This window comes from Sunxiuqinia indica, from assembly GCF_009847015.1.
In the GTDB taxonomy this organism is placed as follows: domain Bacteria; phylum Bacteroidota; class Bacteroidia; order Bacteroidales; family Prolixibacteraceae; genus Sunxiuqinia; species Sunxiuqinia indica.
In genome coordinates this window covers 336,025-351,416 of the sequence record NZ_WVEM01000001.1, presented here as the reverse complement: position 1 = coordinate 351,416, position 15,392 = coordinate 336,025, and the positions used below count along the sequence as shown (strand labels likewise).

Annotated in this window: 13 protein-coding genes; 11 read left to right on the top strand and 2 right to left on the bottom strand. The window is 41.3% G+C overall.

Translation table 11 applies throughout. The features are described 5' to 3' along the window. The first annotated feature begins 46 nt into the window (after window positions 1–46). From GR929_RS01370 to GR929_RS01350, 5 genes are all read left to right on the top strand, one after another. Complete coding sequence (locus tag GR929_RS01370) at window positions 47–1,144, top strand: gamma-glutamyl-gamma-aminobutyrate hydrolase family protein (protein ID WP_159517116.1); 1,098 nt, start codon at window positions 47–49, stop codon at window positions 1,142–1,144. 53 nt (window positions 1,145–1,197) lie between these two features. After that, complete coding sequence (locus tag GR929_RS01365) at window positions 1,198–2,772, top strand: peptide chain release factor 3 (RefSeq protein ID WP_159517115.1); 1,575 nt, start codon at window positions 1,198–1,200, stop codon at window positions 2,770–2,772. Window positions 2,773–2,836: 64 nt separating this feature from the next. After that, window positions 2,837–3,418 carry a DUF2179 domain-containing protein gene (locus tag GR929_RS01360; RefSeq protein ID WP_159517114.1) on the top strand — a complete coding sequence of 194 codons (582 nt, stop codon included), beginning with the start codon at window positions 2,837–2,839 and terminating at the stop codon, window positions 3,416–3,418. Window positions 3,419–3,595: 177 nt separating this feature from the next. Further along, complete coding sequence (locus GR929_RS01355) at window positions 3,596–4,765, top strand: phosphoglycerate dehydrogenase (RefSeq protein WP_159517113.1); 1,170 nt, start codon at window positions 3,596–3,598, stop codon at window positions 4,763–4,765. 166 nt (window positions 4,766–4,931) lie between these two features. Further along, window positions 4,932–6,956 carry a transketolase family protein gene (locus GR929_RS01350; protein WP_159517112.1) on the top strand — a complete coding sequence of 675 codons (2,025 nt, stop codon included), beginning with the start codon at window positions 4,932–4,934 and terminating at the stop codon, window positions 6,954–6,956. Window positions 6,957–7,091: 135 nt separating this feature from the next. On the opposite strand, the gene GR929_RS01345 is transcribed toward GR929_RS01350, so the two are convergent. Next, entirely contained in the window at window positions 7,092–8,537 is a 1,446-nt protein-coding gene (locus tag GR929_RS01345; RefSeq protein ID WP_159517111.1) for an arylsulfatase, read from the bottom strand. Window positions 8,538–8,638: 101 nt separating this feature from the next. After that, entirely contained in the window at window positions 8,639–9,403 is a 765-nt protein-coding gene (truA, locus tag GR929_RS01340; protein ID WP_159517110.1) for a tRNA pseudouridine(38-40) synthase TruA, read from the bottom strand. A gap of 185 nt (window positions 9,404–9,588) precedes the next feature. On the opposite strand from truA, the gene GR929_RS01335 reads away from it, so the two are divergent. The 6 genes from GR929_RS01335 to GR929_RS01310 all read left to right on the top strand — a co-directional run bounded on the left by GR929_RS01335 (window position 9,589) and on the right by GR929_RS01310 (window position 15,389). After that, entirely contained in the window at window positions 9,589–10,584 is a 996-nt protein-coding gene (locus GR929_RS01335; RefSeq protein WP_159517109.1) for an AAA family ATPase, read from the top strand. 91 nt (window positions 10,585–10,675) lie between these two features. Further along, window positions 10,676–11,548: a DUF58 domain-containing protein gene (locus GR929_RS01330; RefSeq protein ID WP_159517108.1), complete on the top strand. Its 873-nt coding sequence runs from the start codon at window positions 10,676–10,678 to the stop codon at window positions 11,546–11,548. A 13-nt stretch (window positions 11,549–11,561) separates the two neighbouring features. Then, window positions 11,562–12,554, top strand: a complete 993-nt coding sequence (locus GR929_RS01325) for a hypothetical protein (protein ID WP_159517107.1) — start codon at window positions 11,562–11,564, stop codon at window positions 12,552–12,554. Between the two features lie 10 nt (window positions 12,555–12,564). Continuing rightward, window positions 12,565–13,557, top strand: coding sequence for a vWA domain-containing protein (locus GR929_RS01320; RefSeq protein WP_201300873.1), 993 nt, complete (start codon window positions 12,565–12,567; stop codon window positions 13,555–13,557). 12 nt (window positions 13,558–13,569) lie between these two features. Continuing rightward, window positions 13,570–14,601 carry a vWA domain-containing protein gene (locus GR929_RS01315; RefSeq protein ID WP_235934003.1) on the top strand — a complete coding sequence of 344 codons (1,032 nt, stop codon included), beginning with the start codon at window positions 13,570–13,572 and terminating at the stop codon, window positions 14,599–14,601. Beyond that, the gene (locus GR929_RS01310; protein ID WP_159517106.1) at window positions 14,601–15,389 is read left to right on the top strand and encodes a tetratricopeptide repeat protein; all 789 of its coding nucleotides are present in this window, start codon (window positions 14,601–14,603) and stop codon (window positions 15,387–15,389) included. Before GR929_RS01315 ends, GR929_RS01310 begins: the two co-directional genes overlap by 1 nt. The last annotated feature ends 3 nt before the right edge of the window (window positions 15,390–15,392 follow it).

Genomic DNA, 15,392 nt, shown 5'->3' with positions numbered 1-15,392 from the left:
AATATTAATTTCAACCTTTGTAACAACACAAACCCAACCTATAAGAATGAGAAAAATTACACTCTTTTTTCTTGTCGTTGCATGCCTTTTTACCAGTTTCCCGACTGTTGCTCAAGACTATTTTAAGGACGGCGGTGAAGCAGGAAAAACCTATATTTTGATGGCTCATCCAACGGTACAAAATATCGAGCGGATGAAATACTTGATTGACAACCACTTTCTTTTTGTTGGAGAATCTGAGATTGTTGGTATTTATTACAGTTTTGAAAACTACAATTACAACCAATCAATCAATTATATTCGGGACAACGAGCTCAGCAAATTTCACTTACAACATCTGACTGGACTGCTGACCCCTGAAAACATCTACACTGAGAATGATTTTACACATAATTTTGAAGTGTTGTTTGAACAAACTCTCGGGATTTTCTTTTTTGGTGGCCCCGATATACAACCAATTACCTATGGCGAGGAAAATCGGTATGCGGTAGTCACCGACCCCTATCGGCATTTATTCGAGCTTTCTCTCGCTTTCCATTTACTTGGAGGCTCGCAAAGCCCGGATTATACACCTTTACTTGAGAAGAATCCTAAATATTTTATTTGTGGTTTCTGTTTAGGTATGCAGACCATGAATGTTGCTACAGGTGGAAAAATGGTACAAGATATCCCGGCCGAAATTTATGACACAGATGATCCGTCAGAAATTGTTGAATTTGACAGAGACAAAATACATCGGAATTATTGGCAGGAAATATTTACCAACGATAAGTTGATGAATGTAAACTTTCATCAATTAAGGCTTCCCGAAGGTGGCTTTTTTGCCGAAGAAGTCAAGTGGAGAAATGACGTTTCTCCACCTGTTTTAAGTGCCCATCACCAAGCAATTAAAGACCTCAATGAATGTTGGGAAGTTACAGCTTGGTCAATGGATAAAAAGGTAATTGAAGGAATTCACCACAAAAAATATCCAAATGTTTTTGGGGTTCAGTTCCATCCTGAGATCCCGGAATTATACTACCCTGCCGACTCCTTAATTTTCTCTCCGTCAGATCAGCCAAAATCCTACTTTGATCGTATCGGAAGCGATGGACAAAAATTTCACAAAAAGCTCTGGCGTTTTATATCAAAATCAATCCAATAGTTAGTCACCATTTATTCTTTAAAAATTCTATTTTTGCAGCTCAAATATATTTTATGGGCTTTAAAGAAGAGATCAAACGAAGAAGAACTTTTGGAATTGTTAGTCACCCCGATGCCGGGAAAACGACGTTAACGGAGAAGCTTTTGCTTTTTGGAGGAGCAATCAGGGTCGCGGGTGCTGTAAAAAGCAATAAAATCAAAAAAGGTGCAACTTCCGACTTCATGGAGATTGAACGCCAAAGAGGTATCTCGGTAGCAACTTCCGTCATGGGGTTTGAATATCGCAACTACAAAGTGAACATTCTGGATACGCCCGGCCACCAGGACTTTCAGGAAGATACGTTCCGCACGCTAACTGCTGTTGACAGCGTTATTATTGTGATTGACGCAGCCAAAGGTGTTGAGCCACAAACCGAAAAATTGATGAATGTATGCCGGATGCGAAAAACACCGGTTATTGTTTTTGTTAACAAGCTCGACCGGCCTTCGCAAGACACGTTTGACCTGCTGGATGAAATTGAAAACCAACTCCAGATTAGTACACGCCCACTCAGTTGGCCTATTAATAGTGGGCCCGATTTTAAAGGGGTTTACAATATCTACAATCGTAGCTTGAGGTTGTTTGATGCCAATGTACAGCAGATTGAAGAAGGTATTGACTTTAAAGACGTCAGCAGTCCCGAATTGGAAGAATATATCGGCGACGATGCCGACGTGTTGAGGGAAGAATTGGAATTGGTAGAAGGAGTCTATCCTGAATTTGATCATCAGGAATATTTGAAGGGAAATTTAGCACCCGTGTTTTTTGGTAGTGCATTATATAACTTCGGAGTTCAAGAGTTGCTTGATGCCTTTGTTGAAATTGCACCGTCACCACGTCCCAGCATAACGGAAGAGCGCGAAATTAAGCCGGAGGAAGATGGTTTTACCGGCTTTATTTTTAAGATCCACGCTAATATCGACCCCAATCACCGCAGCCGAATTGCCTTTGTAAAAATATGCTCAGGCAAATTTGAGCGAAACAAACCTTACAAGCACGTTCGAACTGGCAAATCACTTCGAATTTCGAGCCCAACAGCATTTATGGCTTCGCAAAAAGAAATTATTGAGGAAGCCTATCCGGGTGATATTATCGGAGTTCCCGACTCTGGCAACCTGGTCATTGGCGATTCAATAACCGAAGGTGAAGAAATCCACTTCAAAGGACTACCGAGCTTCTCTCCCGAATTGTTCCGCTTTATTGAAAATGCCGACCCCATGAAATCGAAACAGCTTGCCAAAGGCATTGACCAGCTTATGGACGAAGGTGTTGCCCAATTATTTACCAGCCAATTCAATGGCCGTAAAATAATTGGAACAGTGGGGCAGCTTCAGTTCGAAGTAATTGAATATCGTTTGTTGCACGAATATGGAGCCAAGTGCCGGTTCGAACATTTAAATATGCACAAAGCTTGCTGGATTGAATGCGATGATCCGAAAGTGTTGAGTGAGTTCAAAAAACGAAAACACCAGAAAATGGCTGTTGACAAACGCGGAAGAGATGTTTTCATGGCTGATTCAGGTTTTATTTTGCAAATGGCACAAGATGAATTTAAAGACGTTAAGTTCCATTTCACCAGCGAATTCTAACTTTCGCTTTCTTTTTGGCTTTTGTATTGAATCGATATTTTTCTATTTTTAGAAAAAACCAGGTATGGAAATCCTAAGCATAAATTTTTTCGAAGGCAACCTTTTTTCATACGTTGTATTACCTCTTCTGATCTTTCTGGCTCGCATAAGCGATGTAACAGTTGGAACGCTTCGCATTGTCATGGTCTCTAAAGGACAAAAGTATATCGCTCCTTTGCTCGGTTTTTTCGAGGTGATCATCTGGCTGGTTACCATGAGTAAGATCATTCAGAATATTGACAATTGGGTAGCTTACGTAGCTTATGGTGCCGGCTTTGCTACAGGAAATTTAGTTGGTTTAATTATTGAAGAAAAATTAGCCGTTGGAATTGTTCAATTACAGATTATTACACGCAAAAGTGCCGATAACCTGATTGCGAAATTGAAAGCAAGTGGTTATGGAGTCACCTATCACGAAGCTCAGGGAGCCAACGAAAAAGTGGCCGTAATTTACACCATCATTAAACGTAACGAAATAAAAAAGGTAACTGAGATCATGCTTACCTATAATCCGAATGCCTTTTATTCCATCGAAGATATTAAAATGATTAGCAAAGGAGCGCCCGGTTTTGTGCAACCGAGCCAACGCTGGCGAAAAGGAAAGTAGCAAACTTAATTTCAAATCAGAACACAAAAATAATCTAATACAATAAGCTATCTAAAAGTTAACATCCTTCAAAAAAGCGAACTGAAAAATATCAATTCTTAAATAAAATTCTGATCTTTGTCACACTTTTTAAAGCTACTACATAAAGGCAAAATCAATTATTGAAAATATATATCTATGTTTAAGATTCAGACCTTGAATAAGATTGATCCAGTTGGGTTGAAAAATTTCCCCTTAGATCAATATGAAATCGCCAGCGAGTTTGCGAATCCCGATGGAATTATCGTAAGAAGTATGAAAATGCACGATATGGAATTTCCGTCGAGCTTGAAAGCTATCGCTCGAGCTGGAGCCGGGGTTAATAATATTCCAATTGACAAGTGTACAAACCAGGGGATTGTCGTATTTAACACACCGGGAGCAAATGCTCATGCTGTGAAAGAACTGACAATAGCAGGTCTAATGCTTACTTCCCGAGACATTGCCGGTTCTATCGAATGGGCAAAATCGCTCATTGGTAAAGGCGACGAAGTTCCAGCGCTGGTTGAAGCCGGAAAGAAAAACTTTGCTGGTCAGGAAATTCGCGGTAAAACGCTGGCAGTTATTGGGCTAGGCGCAATTGGTGTTTTGGTTGCCAATGCAGCTCAAGCTCTGGGAATGAACGTATTGGGGTATGACCCGTTTATTTCTGTAAAACACGCGTGGAAACTGAGCCGCAATGTTAAGCAGGCAGAAGGGATGGAATCGTTGTTGGCAAATGCAGACTACATAACACTCCAAATTCCATTAACTGAAGACACCAAAGGATTCATCAACAAAGATAAATTTAAGATGATGAAAGACGGAGCTCGATTGATGAACTTTGCCCGTGGAGGTCTGGTTAATCATGCAGATTTAGCAGACGCCATTGAATCTGGCAAAGTAGCTCGTTACATCACCGACTTCCCTGATGAAGAAACATTGAAAATGAAAAACGTCATTTCAATTCCTCACCTGGGAGCATCAACTGCCGAATCAGAAACGAATTGTGCGGTCATGGCTGTTGATCAGATACAAGAGTTTTTAGAAAATGGAAACATTATCAATTCGGTAAACTTTCCACCAGCAGAGATGGAACGTACCGGTGGAGCGCGAATTGTTGTTGCCAATAAAAATGTGCCAAATATGGTAAGCCAAATCGCAACCTTATTGGCATCCGAAGGTTACAACATTGCAAACATGCTAAATCGTAATAAAGCTGAAATAGCCTACAATATTATTGATGTCGATCGTAAAGAAGCAGATCCTGCATTAGCTGATAAAATTGCAGCAATAGACGGAGTAATTATGGTTCGAATGATTCAATAAACCCATTAACAATGAGAAAAAGGGATACCGGTTCATGTTAAGCTTTCGCTTTCCTAAACCGGTATCCTTGTTTTTATTCCTTACAGCTCGCAAATAATTTTATTTTTGCGTACGTTTGAAAAAACACATAAAACTTGAAATTTAAATTCTGGCAAAAAATTAAATCATGAGTAACAAGTTGATTGAAAAAGCAGCAGATAATGTTCGTATACTTTCGGCTGCAATGGTTGAAAAAGCAAAATCTGGCCATCCTGGTGGTGCCATGGGCGGAGCTGATTTTGTAAGCGTATTGTATTCAGAGTTTTTAAACTATGACCCCTCAGACATGAGCTGGGCAAACAGAGATCGTTTCTTTTTGGATCCAGGTCACATGTCGCCAATGTTGTATTCCATTCTTTCGTTAACCGGAAAATACAGCATGGATGATTTATCCAATTTTCGCCAATGGGGAAGTGTAACTCCCGGGCATCCTGAAGTTGATGTTGAACGAGGCGTTGAAAACACATCTGGTCCGTTAGGACAAGGTCATACGATGGCCGTTGGTGCTGCTATTGCTGAACGTTTTTTAGTTGAACGTTTTGGTGATTGGATGGCTCACAAGACATATACATTCATTTCTGATGGAGGTGTTCAGGAAGAAATATCGCAGGGAGCTGGCCGTATTGCCGGATATCTGGGTCTTAGCAACCTGATCATGTTTTACGATTCAAATGACATCCAGCTTTCTACCGAAACGAATGCTGTAACGATAGAAGACACAGCTAAAAAATATGAAGCTTGGGGATGGCGAGTCGAAACAATTGAAGGAAACAACATCGAAGCAATCACTGGTGCACTTCAAATCGCTCAGGCGGAAACAGAAAAACCAACCCTGATCATTGGTAAAACCATTATGGGAAAAGGTGCTGTTACCGAAGAAGGAGTTTGTTTCGAAGGTCAGTGCTCAACCCACGGTCAGCCGTTGGGAGCTGCAGGCGGTTCTTTGAAAAAAACAATCGACAACCTTGGAGGAGATTCTGAGAATCCGTTCCAAATCTTCCCTGATGTCGAAGATTTCTTCAAGAAAAGAAATGAAAAACTTATTGCTGCAGCGGCAGAAAAGAAAGCCAAACAAGCCGAGTGGGCAAAAGCAAACCCTGAGTTAGCTAAAAAACTTGAAAAATTCTTCTCGAAAGATACTCCTGACTTTGACTTCAGTAAGATTGAGCAAAAAGCGGGTGCAGCCACGCGTGGTGCGTCAGCAACAGTACTTGCAGCATTTGCCGAAGAAGTTGAAAACATGATTGTAGCTTCAGCCGACTTATCGAACTCTGATAAAACGGACGGATTTTTAAAGAAAACAACAGCCTTCACAAAAGGGGATTTCTCTGGCGCATTCCTTCAGGCAGGAGTTTGTGAATTAACCATGGCCGCATTAATGAACGGAATGGCATTACATGGTGGTATCATTCCTGTATGCGGAACATTCTTCGTATTTAGCGACTACCAAAAACCCGCTGTCCGCCTTTCGGCTTTAATGGAACTTCCTGTTAAATTTGTATGGACTCACGATGCTTTCCGCGTGGGAGAAGATGGCCCGACTCACCAGCCGGTTGAGCAAGAAGCTCAAATTCGCTTATTGGAAAAATTGAAAAACCATCACGGCGATAATTCAGCATTGGTTATTCGTCCTGCTGACTCTGAAGAAACAACCGTAGCTTGGAAAATGGCATTGGAGAACACAAAAACACCGACAGCCCTAATTTTGTCTCGTCAGAATATTGCGAATCTTCCAGCGGAAGATCGTTATGCCGAAGCCTTAAAAGCAGAAAAGGGTGCCTATATTGTAACTGACACAGAGGGAACTCCTGACGTGATTCTTCTTGCCAGTGGGTCGGAGGTTAGCACGTTGGTTGCCGGAGCTGAATTATTGGCAAAGGATGGCGTTAAATGCCGTATCGTTTCAGTACCTTCTGAAGGACTTTTCCGCTCTCAGAGCAAAGCATACCAAGCAGAAGTTCTTCCTGCCGGTGTTAAAAAATTCGGAATGTCTGCCGGACTGCCAGTTACACTGGAAGGCTTAGTTGGAGCCGACGGTTTTGTATTCGGAATGGAATCTTTTGGATTCTCGGCTCCCTACACGGTGCTTGATGAGAAATTAGGTTTCACAGGGCAAAATGTATACAATCAAGTGAAAAAGCTTTTGGCTTAATCGCAACAAACATACAAACAGAAAGGCCGGATATTCCGGCCTTTCTTGTTTTATTTCCATTCCGTCTAACAAATTTCGAACTCAAAGATTACAAAGTCAACAGGTCATCTCCAGACTTCATCCATTAGAATAGTTTTAATTATTGGCTGATGAAAATGGAAATAGTTCTGAAGGAACACGCGCTCCATTCAAAATCTGCTGCATTTCCAGAACAACGTCGGGATAGTCTTCTGCGACATTATTCTCCTCACCAATATCTTCTGACAGGTTGTAAAGCTCAACACTCGCTTTTTCCGGATCAAGCACGTTGTAGCTCACATATTTCCAATCCCCTTTGCGAATAGCCTGTCTTCCGCCCATTTCATGAAACTCCCAGTACAAATGATCGTGTTTTTGCTGTCCTTCTTTTTCTAACAAAGTTGTCAAAAAAGAAATTCCCTGAATATTTTCCGGAGTTTCGGCATCAACAAGCTCTGCAAAAGTGGGCATCACATCCCAAAAGGCAGAGACATGATCAGTGGTACTTGCAGCCCTGATTTTCCCCGGCCAAACAGCAATCATTGGCTCCCGAATACCGCCTTCATACAAATCGCGTTTATAACCTTTCAGTGGGCCGTTGCTATCGAAATAATCCGGATCAGCCCCTCCTTCAACATGTGGGCCATTGTCGGAAGTAAAAATAACAAGGGTGTTCTCAGCTAATCCCAATTCTTCCAACTTATCGACAATTTCGCCAACCTGCTTATCGAGCAAAGTAACCATAGCCGCAAAAGCAGCATGTGACTCCGGCTGGTAACCATATGCTCCCTTCCGAAACCGTTCATCACCCGGGTTGGCTCCATCGTAAACATTTTCCGGCATAAACTCACCTCTATATTTGCTTAAATATTCTTCGGGCAACAGCAACTCTGCATGAGGAATAGTAGTGGGGTAAAACATGAAGAAACTGGTATCCTTATTCTTTTCCAGAAACTCCAATGCTTTCTGATGAATTAGCTCAGGAGCATATTGCTCAAACTGGTCATCTACATTTTTCTCCAATTCTATTCGTTCGTGATTACTCCAGAGATGATCCGGATAATAATTATGCGCCAGTGTTTGACAATTATAGCCGTAAAACACATCAATCCCCTGCTTTTTCGGATCTCCTTCTGTCTCAATAAATCCCAACCCCCATTTTCCAAAGGCACCTGTAAGATAACCATGTTCTTTGAGCATTTCCGGGATTGTATAGGCTTGCGCCGTCAGCGGAACCTGACCTTCGGGCTTTCTACCAATATTGCCACGGATAGGTGTATGGCCGGTATCCTGCCCCGTTAAAAGCGATGATCTGGAGGGGGCACAAACCGTGCACCCAGCATAATGCTGCGTGAAAATCATTCCCCGGCTAGCAAGTCGATCAATATTAGGAGTTTGGAACTTTTGTTGCCCGTAACAACTTAAATCACCATAGCCTAAATCATCAGCAAGAATGTAGACTATGTTTGGATTATCTTCTTCCTTTTCGTTTTGATTTTGAGAAGTTTGACAGGAAGTCAGAATAGCTAAAGCTGCAATGCCCCCTAAAATGGTTCGATTCATAATAGTTAATTGATTAGTTATCTTTTTCAGACAACTAATTTAACCAATAATACGATAATCTCACCCTAATGAGAGCATTCATCTTACCACCGTGAAAGTGTCTATTCCTCCATACGCTGGAATACAGATTCGGGATAAGCAATATTTGACAAGAATAATCCCTGAGGTGGTGCGGAAACTCCAGCTGCTCCACGATCTTTTAACTCAATTGCTCGCTTAAACTCCTGAATAGTCATTTTCCCCTGCCCTACTTGAATCATGGTTCCAACAATTGCCCGAACCATATTTCGCAAAAACCGATCTGCCTTAACAGTAAAGATCAACTGATTTCCTTTCTCAATCCAACGGGCATAGTATATCTTGCAATCATTGGTTTTCACATCAGTGTGCAACTTGCTGAAGCTCGTAAAATCGGTGTAGTCAAACAATACTGCACAAGCCACATTCATTTGATAAACATTCAACGGATGCTTAAAATACCACGATGTCTCCTGTGCAAAAGGATCTTTTTGCCGATTAATGAAGTAATGATAAGTTCGGGATATCGCATCAAAACGGGTATGTGCGGTCTCGCTCACCTTACTTACCCGAAAAATGACGATATCAGCTCCTAAAAAACTATTCAGTTTGTACGCAAAATCAGGATTATCCAAGTTTGCATTTCCAGAATCGAAGTGGGCAACAAAATAACTGGCATGCACTCCGGTATCAGTCCGTCCTGCTCCGGTCGGTGCAATCTCCTCACGGCAGATTAAACTTAACGCTTTTGCCAGTGTTTCCTGCACACTCACAGCATTAGGCTGTATTTGCCAACCATGAAAACGCGTACCATTGTAGGCCAGCTCAATAAAATATCGTTGCTTCAAAATATTAGCTTTTCGGCAAATGTAAAAAAGATATCATAAATGGGGCGAATGAACGTCTGAAATTATTAATTTTACAGCTCTTTCAGAGGAAAGTTAACTTAACAATTTTTAACAAGTTTACATCCTTTTTAGTACAAGTTTGCATTATTTTCGTGAACCAAAATCGAAAACAAACAATTTAAAATATGGATCAAGCAGTTGATATACGCGAATTGAACGAACGAATCCAAAAAGAAAGTTCTTTTGTGGATTTGCTAAACATCGAAATGAACAAGGTCATTGTTGGCCAAAAGCATTTGGTTGAGAGTTTACTAATCGGTTTGCTGTCGGGCGGACACATTTTACTCGAAGGTGTACCGGGACTTGCAAAAACGTTAGCTATTAACACGCTTTCGCAAACCATTAATGCCGACTTTGCCCGTATTCAATTTACGCCAGATTTATTGCCTGCCGACTTGCTGGGTACGCTTATTTATAGTCAGAAAAACGAAGAATTTATCGTAAAGAAAGGACCTATTTTCACCAACTTCGTGTTAGCTGATGAGATAAACCGGGCACCCGCAAAAGTGCAGTCAGCTTTGCTCGAAGCAATGCAGGAACGTCAAATTACCATTGGAGACGAAACCTTTAAACTTCAGGAACCTTTTTTGGTAATGGCCACCCAAAACCCCATTGAGCAGGAAGGTACTTACCCACTTCCCGAAGCACAGGTTGACCGTTTTATGCTGAAAGTAGTTATCAACTACCCGAAAAAGGAAGAAGAAAGGCTGATCATCCAACAAAACTTATTGAAGCAGTTTCCAAAAGCGACAGCGATTCTGAAAACACAGGATATTCTAAATGCACGCGATGTTGTGAAAGATGTCTATCTGGATGAGAAAATCAGCAAATACATTGTCGATATTGTTTTTGCCACCCGCGAACCAAAGGAATACAAACTTGAAAAGTATGCCGATATGATTTCTTATGGTGGTTCGCCCCGTGCAAGTATCAGTTTGGCACAAGCATCAAAAGCATATGCGTTTATCAAGCGCCGTGGCTACGTTGTCCCCGAAGATGTACGCGCCGTTTGTCATGATGTCATGCGTCATCGCATTGGATTAAGTTACGAAGCCGAAGCCAACAACATCACTTCTGAAGAAATCATCACCGATATTCTGAACACTGTTGAAGTTCCGTAAATGAGTTTTGAGTTACTCGTTCCGGATCTTGAGTTGGCTCCCAACTTAAAAATCTGGAATTTGAAATTTGAAATTTGAAAACAAAAATGAGATGGAACACACGGAACTACTAAAAAAGGTACGGAAGATTGAAATTAAAACCCGCGGGCTGAGTCGCAATATCTTTGCCGGTGAGTACCATTCGGCCTTTAAGGGTCGTGGGATGGCTTTCAGCGAAGTGCGCGAATACCAGTTTGGTGACGATGTTCGCAGCATCGATTGGAACGTGACTGCCCGCTACAATAAACCGTACATTAAAATATTTGAAGAAGAGCGTGAATTAACTGTCATGCTGCTAATTGATGTTAGTGGATCGCGTGATTTTGGTTCATTGGATGTATTTAAGAAAAATGTCATTACTGAGATTTCAGCAATTCTGTCCTTCTCAGCCATTCAAAACAATGATAAAATCGGGGTAATCTTCTTTTCTGAAAAAATTGAAAAGTTCATTCCGCCGAAGAAAGGGAAGTCGCATATTTTGCGAATCATTCGCGAGTTGATTGATTTTGAACCGGAAAACAAAGGAACAAACATCACCGAGGCGATCCGTTACATGACCAATGCCATCAAAAAACGATGTACCGGTTTTATTATTTCCGACTTCTTGCAAAATGATCCTGATTTTGATAAAGCGCTGACTATTGCCAATAATAAGCACGACATTGTAGCCCTGCGGATATACGACGAACGGGAAACGCAATTGCCGCCAATTGGCATGATCAAACTGAAAGATGCTGAAACGAATGAATATGTTTGGGTGGATAGCGGCAGCAAGAAAGTACGCGACACGTATGCCAAATGGTGGCGTGATACAAGTCAAAAACTGGACACAACCTTCAAGAAGAGTGGTGTTGATTATGCAAACATCAATACGAACGAAGATTATATAAAATCGCTGATGACGCTATTTAAGAAGCGAGGATAAAAAGAAACAAAGCATGAAAGGACTTAAAACGATAGCGTTTGTGCTTGCCCTGCTTTTGTGGCAGACAACCACGGTTCAGGCGCAAAAGATACAGGCTCGGGCAATCATCGATTCAACCAACATTCTGATTGGAGATCAGATCAACCTTCGGATCGAGTTGGATCAGCCCACCAATGTGGGAATTGAATTTCCTGTAATTGGAGATTCTCTTTCGGCAACGGTAGAAATTATTGACAAATCGCCACTGGACACTTTCCAGTTGGATGAGAAAGACCAGATCAAGATTATCCAAAATCTGACAATCACATCGTTTGACAGTGGAAAGCAAGTGGTTCCACCATTTCGATTTCTATTGAAATATGATGAGCTGTACGATACCATTGAAACACTGCCAGCGGAGTTTTTTGTGCACAGTATGCCCATCGACACAACAAAAGGCCCGACAGACATCAAAAAACCATACGATGCGCCCGTAACATTAAAAGAAGTGTCTCCCTATATTTTAGGAGCAATTCTAATTGGAGCACTCATTTTCTTCCTGTTTTATTACATTCAACGGAGACGTAAAAACAAGCCTATTTTTGCGAAACCAGCGAAACCCAAAGAGCCGGCTCATATTATCGCATTGCGGGAACTCGACCGGATCAAGGAAGAAAAGCTATGGCAAACCGAAGAAATAAAAGCTTACTACAGTCTGGTATCAGATACGCTTAGAACCTATATTGAAGATCGTTTCAACATTCAGGCAATGGAATACACAACAGACGAAACAATCCGGGCTTTTGAACAACGCAAGACACTGGTTTCGGGAAAATCGTTTGAAGAGTTAAAAAATATACTGACACTCGCCGACCTCGTTAAATTTGCCAAATATCGGCCATTGCCCGATGATCATAACCTGACCTTGATGAATGCTTACCTTTTTGTAAATCAAACAAAAAAGGAAGACAAAAAGCAGAGTCAGCCAACCGACGATCGTGAAGGTGAAGATGTTGTATTAAAATAAAGAGTACGAGATGAATGGAATAACATATAAAAACCCGGAATTTTTCTACCTGCTATTGGTGTTAATACCAATAATTGCATGGTACATTTTTAAGTATCGAAAGGCAGGGGCAAGTATCCGGTATTCATCAATTGAAGGATTTTCCGGACTTTCAAAAAGCTGGAAGCATTACCTCAGGCACTTACCTTTTGTAATGCAACTGGCAGGCATTGGTCTTCTTACTCTTGCTCTAGCCCGTCCGCAGTCGTCAAACAGCTGGCAGGACGTAAAAACAGAGGGAATCGATATTGTAATCGCGCTGGATATTTCCAGCTCGATGCTGGCACGAGACTTTCAACCCAACCGCCTGGATGCTGCGAAAAAAGTGGCAACTGAGTTTATCTCAGGAAGACAGAATGACAAAATGGGTTTAGTGGTTTTTTCGGGTGAGAGTTTTACCCAGTGCCCGCTGACAACCGATCATGCAGTGCTGATCAACTTATTTAACGATATTGAAAGTGGTATGATTGAAGATGGTACTGCCATTGGAAATGGATTAGCGACATCGGTTGCTCGTCTTAAAGAAAGCGATGCCATTAGTAAAGTAATTATATTACTAACCGATGGGGAAAATAACCGCGGTGAAATTGCTCCCGAAACAGCTGCTGAGTTGGCAAAAACGTACGGAATTCGTGTTTATACAGTTGGTGTTGGAACAATTGGTACAGCGCCCTACCCTGTACAAACACCATTTGGCACACAAATGCGCGATGTTGAAGTAAAAATTGATGAGGAAACCTTACAGAAAATTGCAGACATCACTGACGGTCGTTATTTCAGGGCTACCAACAATGACAAATTGATTCAGATTTACCAGGAAATTGACAAACTGGAAAAATCGAAAATGGAGGTCAAAGAATACAGTCGTAAAGACGAAGAATTTGAGCGCTATGCTTTTCTAGCAGGCATTGTTCTTCTTGGTGGTTTATTCTTGAAAACAACTTTATTCAGAAACATTCCTTAAAAAGGAAAGACTATGGAAATGTTCAGATTTGCACATATTGAATACTTATACGCACTGGCAATTATACCCGTGCTGATTGTACTTTTTTGGATTACACGAAGAAGCCGTCGCAAAGCATTGGAGCGATTTGGCAAGCCAGAAACAGTCAGCCAACTGATGCCAAATGTAAGCCATTCGCGCCCGGTTATTAAATTTATCATTTGGCTTTTGGCAATCGCCTCACTAATAATAGCAATTGCAAGACCTCAGTTTGGAAGTAAATTAAAAACGGTTAAACGAGAAGGTGTTGAACTGATTATTGGATTGGATGTTTCCAACTCAATGTTGGCCGAAGACATACAGCCGAATCGACTGGAACGCGCAAAACGTGCTATTTCTCGTTTGGTTGACAATTTAAATAACGATAAAATTGGCTTAATTGTCTTCGCAGGCGATGCCTATACGCAACTCCCAATCACAACTGATTATCCGTCGGCTAAGTTGTTTCTGAATGCCGTCAGCACCGACATTGTTCCGCGACAAGGAACAGCCATTGGAGCAGCCATCGACCTGGCATCATCATCCTTCAGCCCACAATTTGAGGGCAACAAAGCCATCATTATTATTACTGATGGTGAGAACCACGAAGACGATGCTATCGACGCAGCAACTGCCGCAGCCGAAAAAGGGATTATCGTCCACACCATTGGGATGGGACTTCCTCAAGGAGGACCGATTCCGGTTTATAAAAACGGACAAAGAGATTATCGCAAAGACAAAGAAGGAAACGTTGTGGTAACTAAACTGAACGAGGAGATGCTGCAACAGATTTCGGCTGCCGGAAATGGAATCTATGTGCGAGCCAACAATGCTCAGGTAGGATTAAATACTCTTTTCAACGAAATTGACAAAATGGAAGAGGCAGAAATGGAATCGTTGGTTTATTCGGATTACGAAGACCAATTTCAATGGTTTCTGGGGTTTTCTATTCTATTGCTATTGATTGACTTTTTACTGTTAGAGAGAAAGAACAAATATTTGAAAAACGTCAAATTATTTGGATAATGAAGAAATTAACAATTATACATACCGGACTTTTTTTATTCATGCTAGTTATGGGAATTCAGTCTCAAGCACAAAATGAACGCAAATTTATTCGCCAGGGAAACGACATCTTTGAGCAAGCGTTAGAAGATACCACCAAGCTCGACACCACCGCCTTTAGCCAAGCCGAAACTGCCTACAGAAAAGCGCTGGATAAACGCCCCGATGATTTGCAATGGAATTTCAACCTGGGCGATGCTCTGTACAAACAAATGAAGTTTGACCAGGCAACCTCGAAATTTGAAGAAATTGCGGAGAAAAGCGATGATAAAATTGAAAAATCCAGAGCGTATCACAATTTGGGAAATTCAATGCTCATGCAAAATAAACTCGACGAGAGTATTGAAGCTTATAAAAAGGCTTTGCGAAACAATCCGGAAGACCTGGACAGTAAATACAATCTGGTATATGCGATGAACCTGAAGAAAAAACAGGAAGAACAAAAGAAACAGCAGGACAAAGACAAAAATAAGGATAAGGACAATAAAGATCAGGATCAGAATAAGGATCAGCAGAACAAGGACAAACAGGATCAGAACAAAGATCAGAATAAAGACAAAAACAAGAACCAACAAAATAAAGATCAGCAGCAGCAACAGCAACAACAACAGCAGCAGCAAAAAATATCGAAGGAGGCTGCTGAACGCTTGTTGCAAGCCTTACAGAATGACGAGAAGAAAATTCAGGAGAAAGTAAAAAAGGCTCAAGCGGAAAAAGCGCAACAGCGGAAAACCGACAAAGACTGGTAGCTG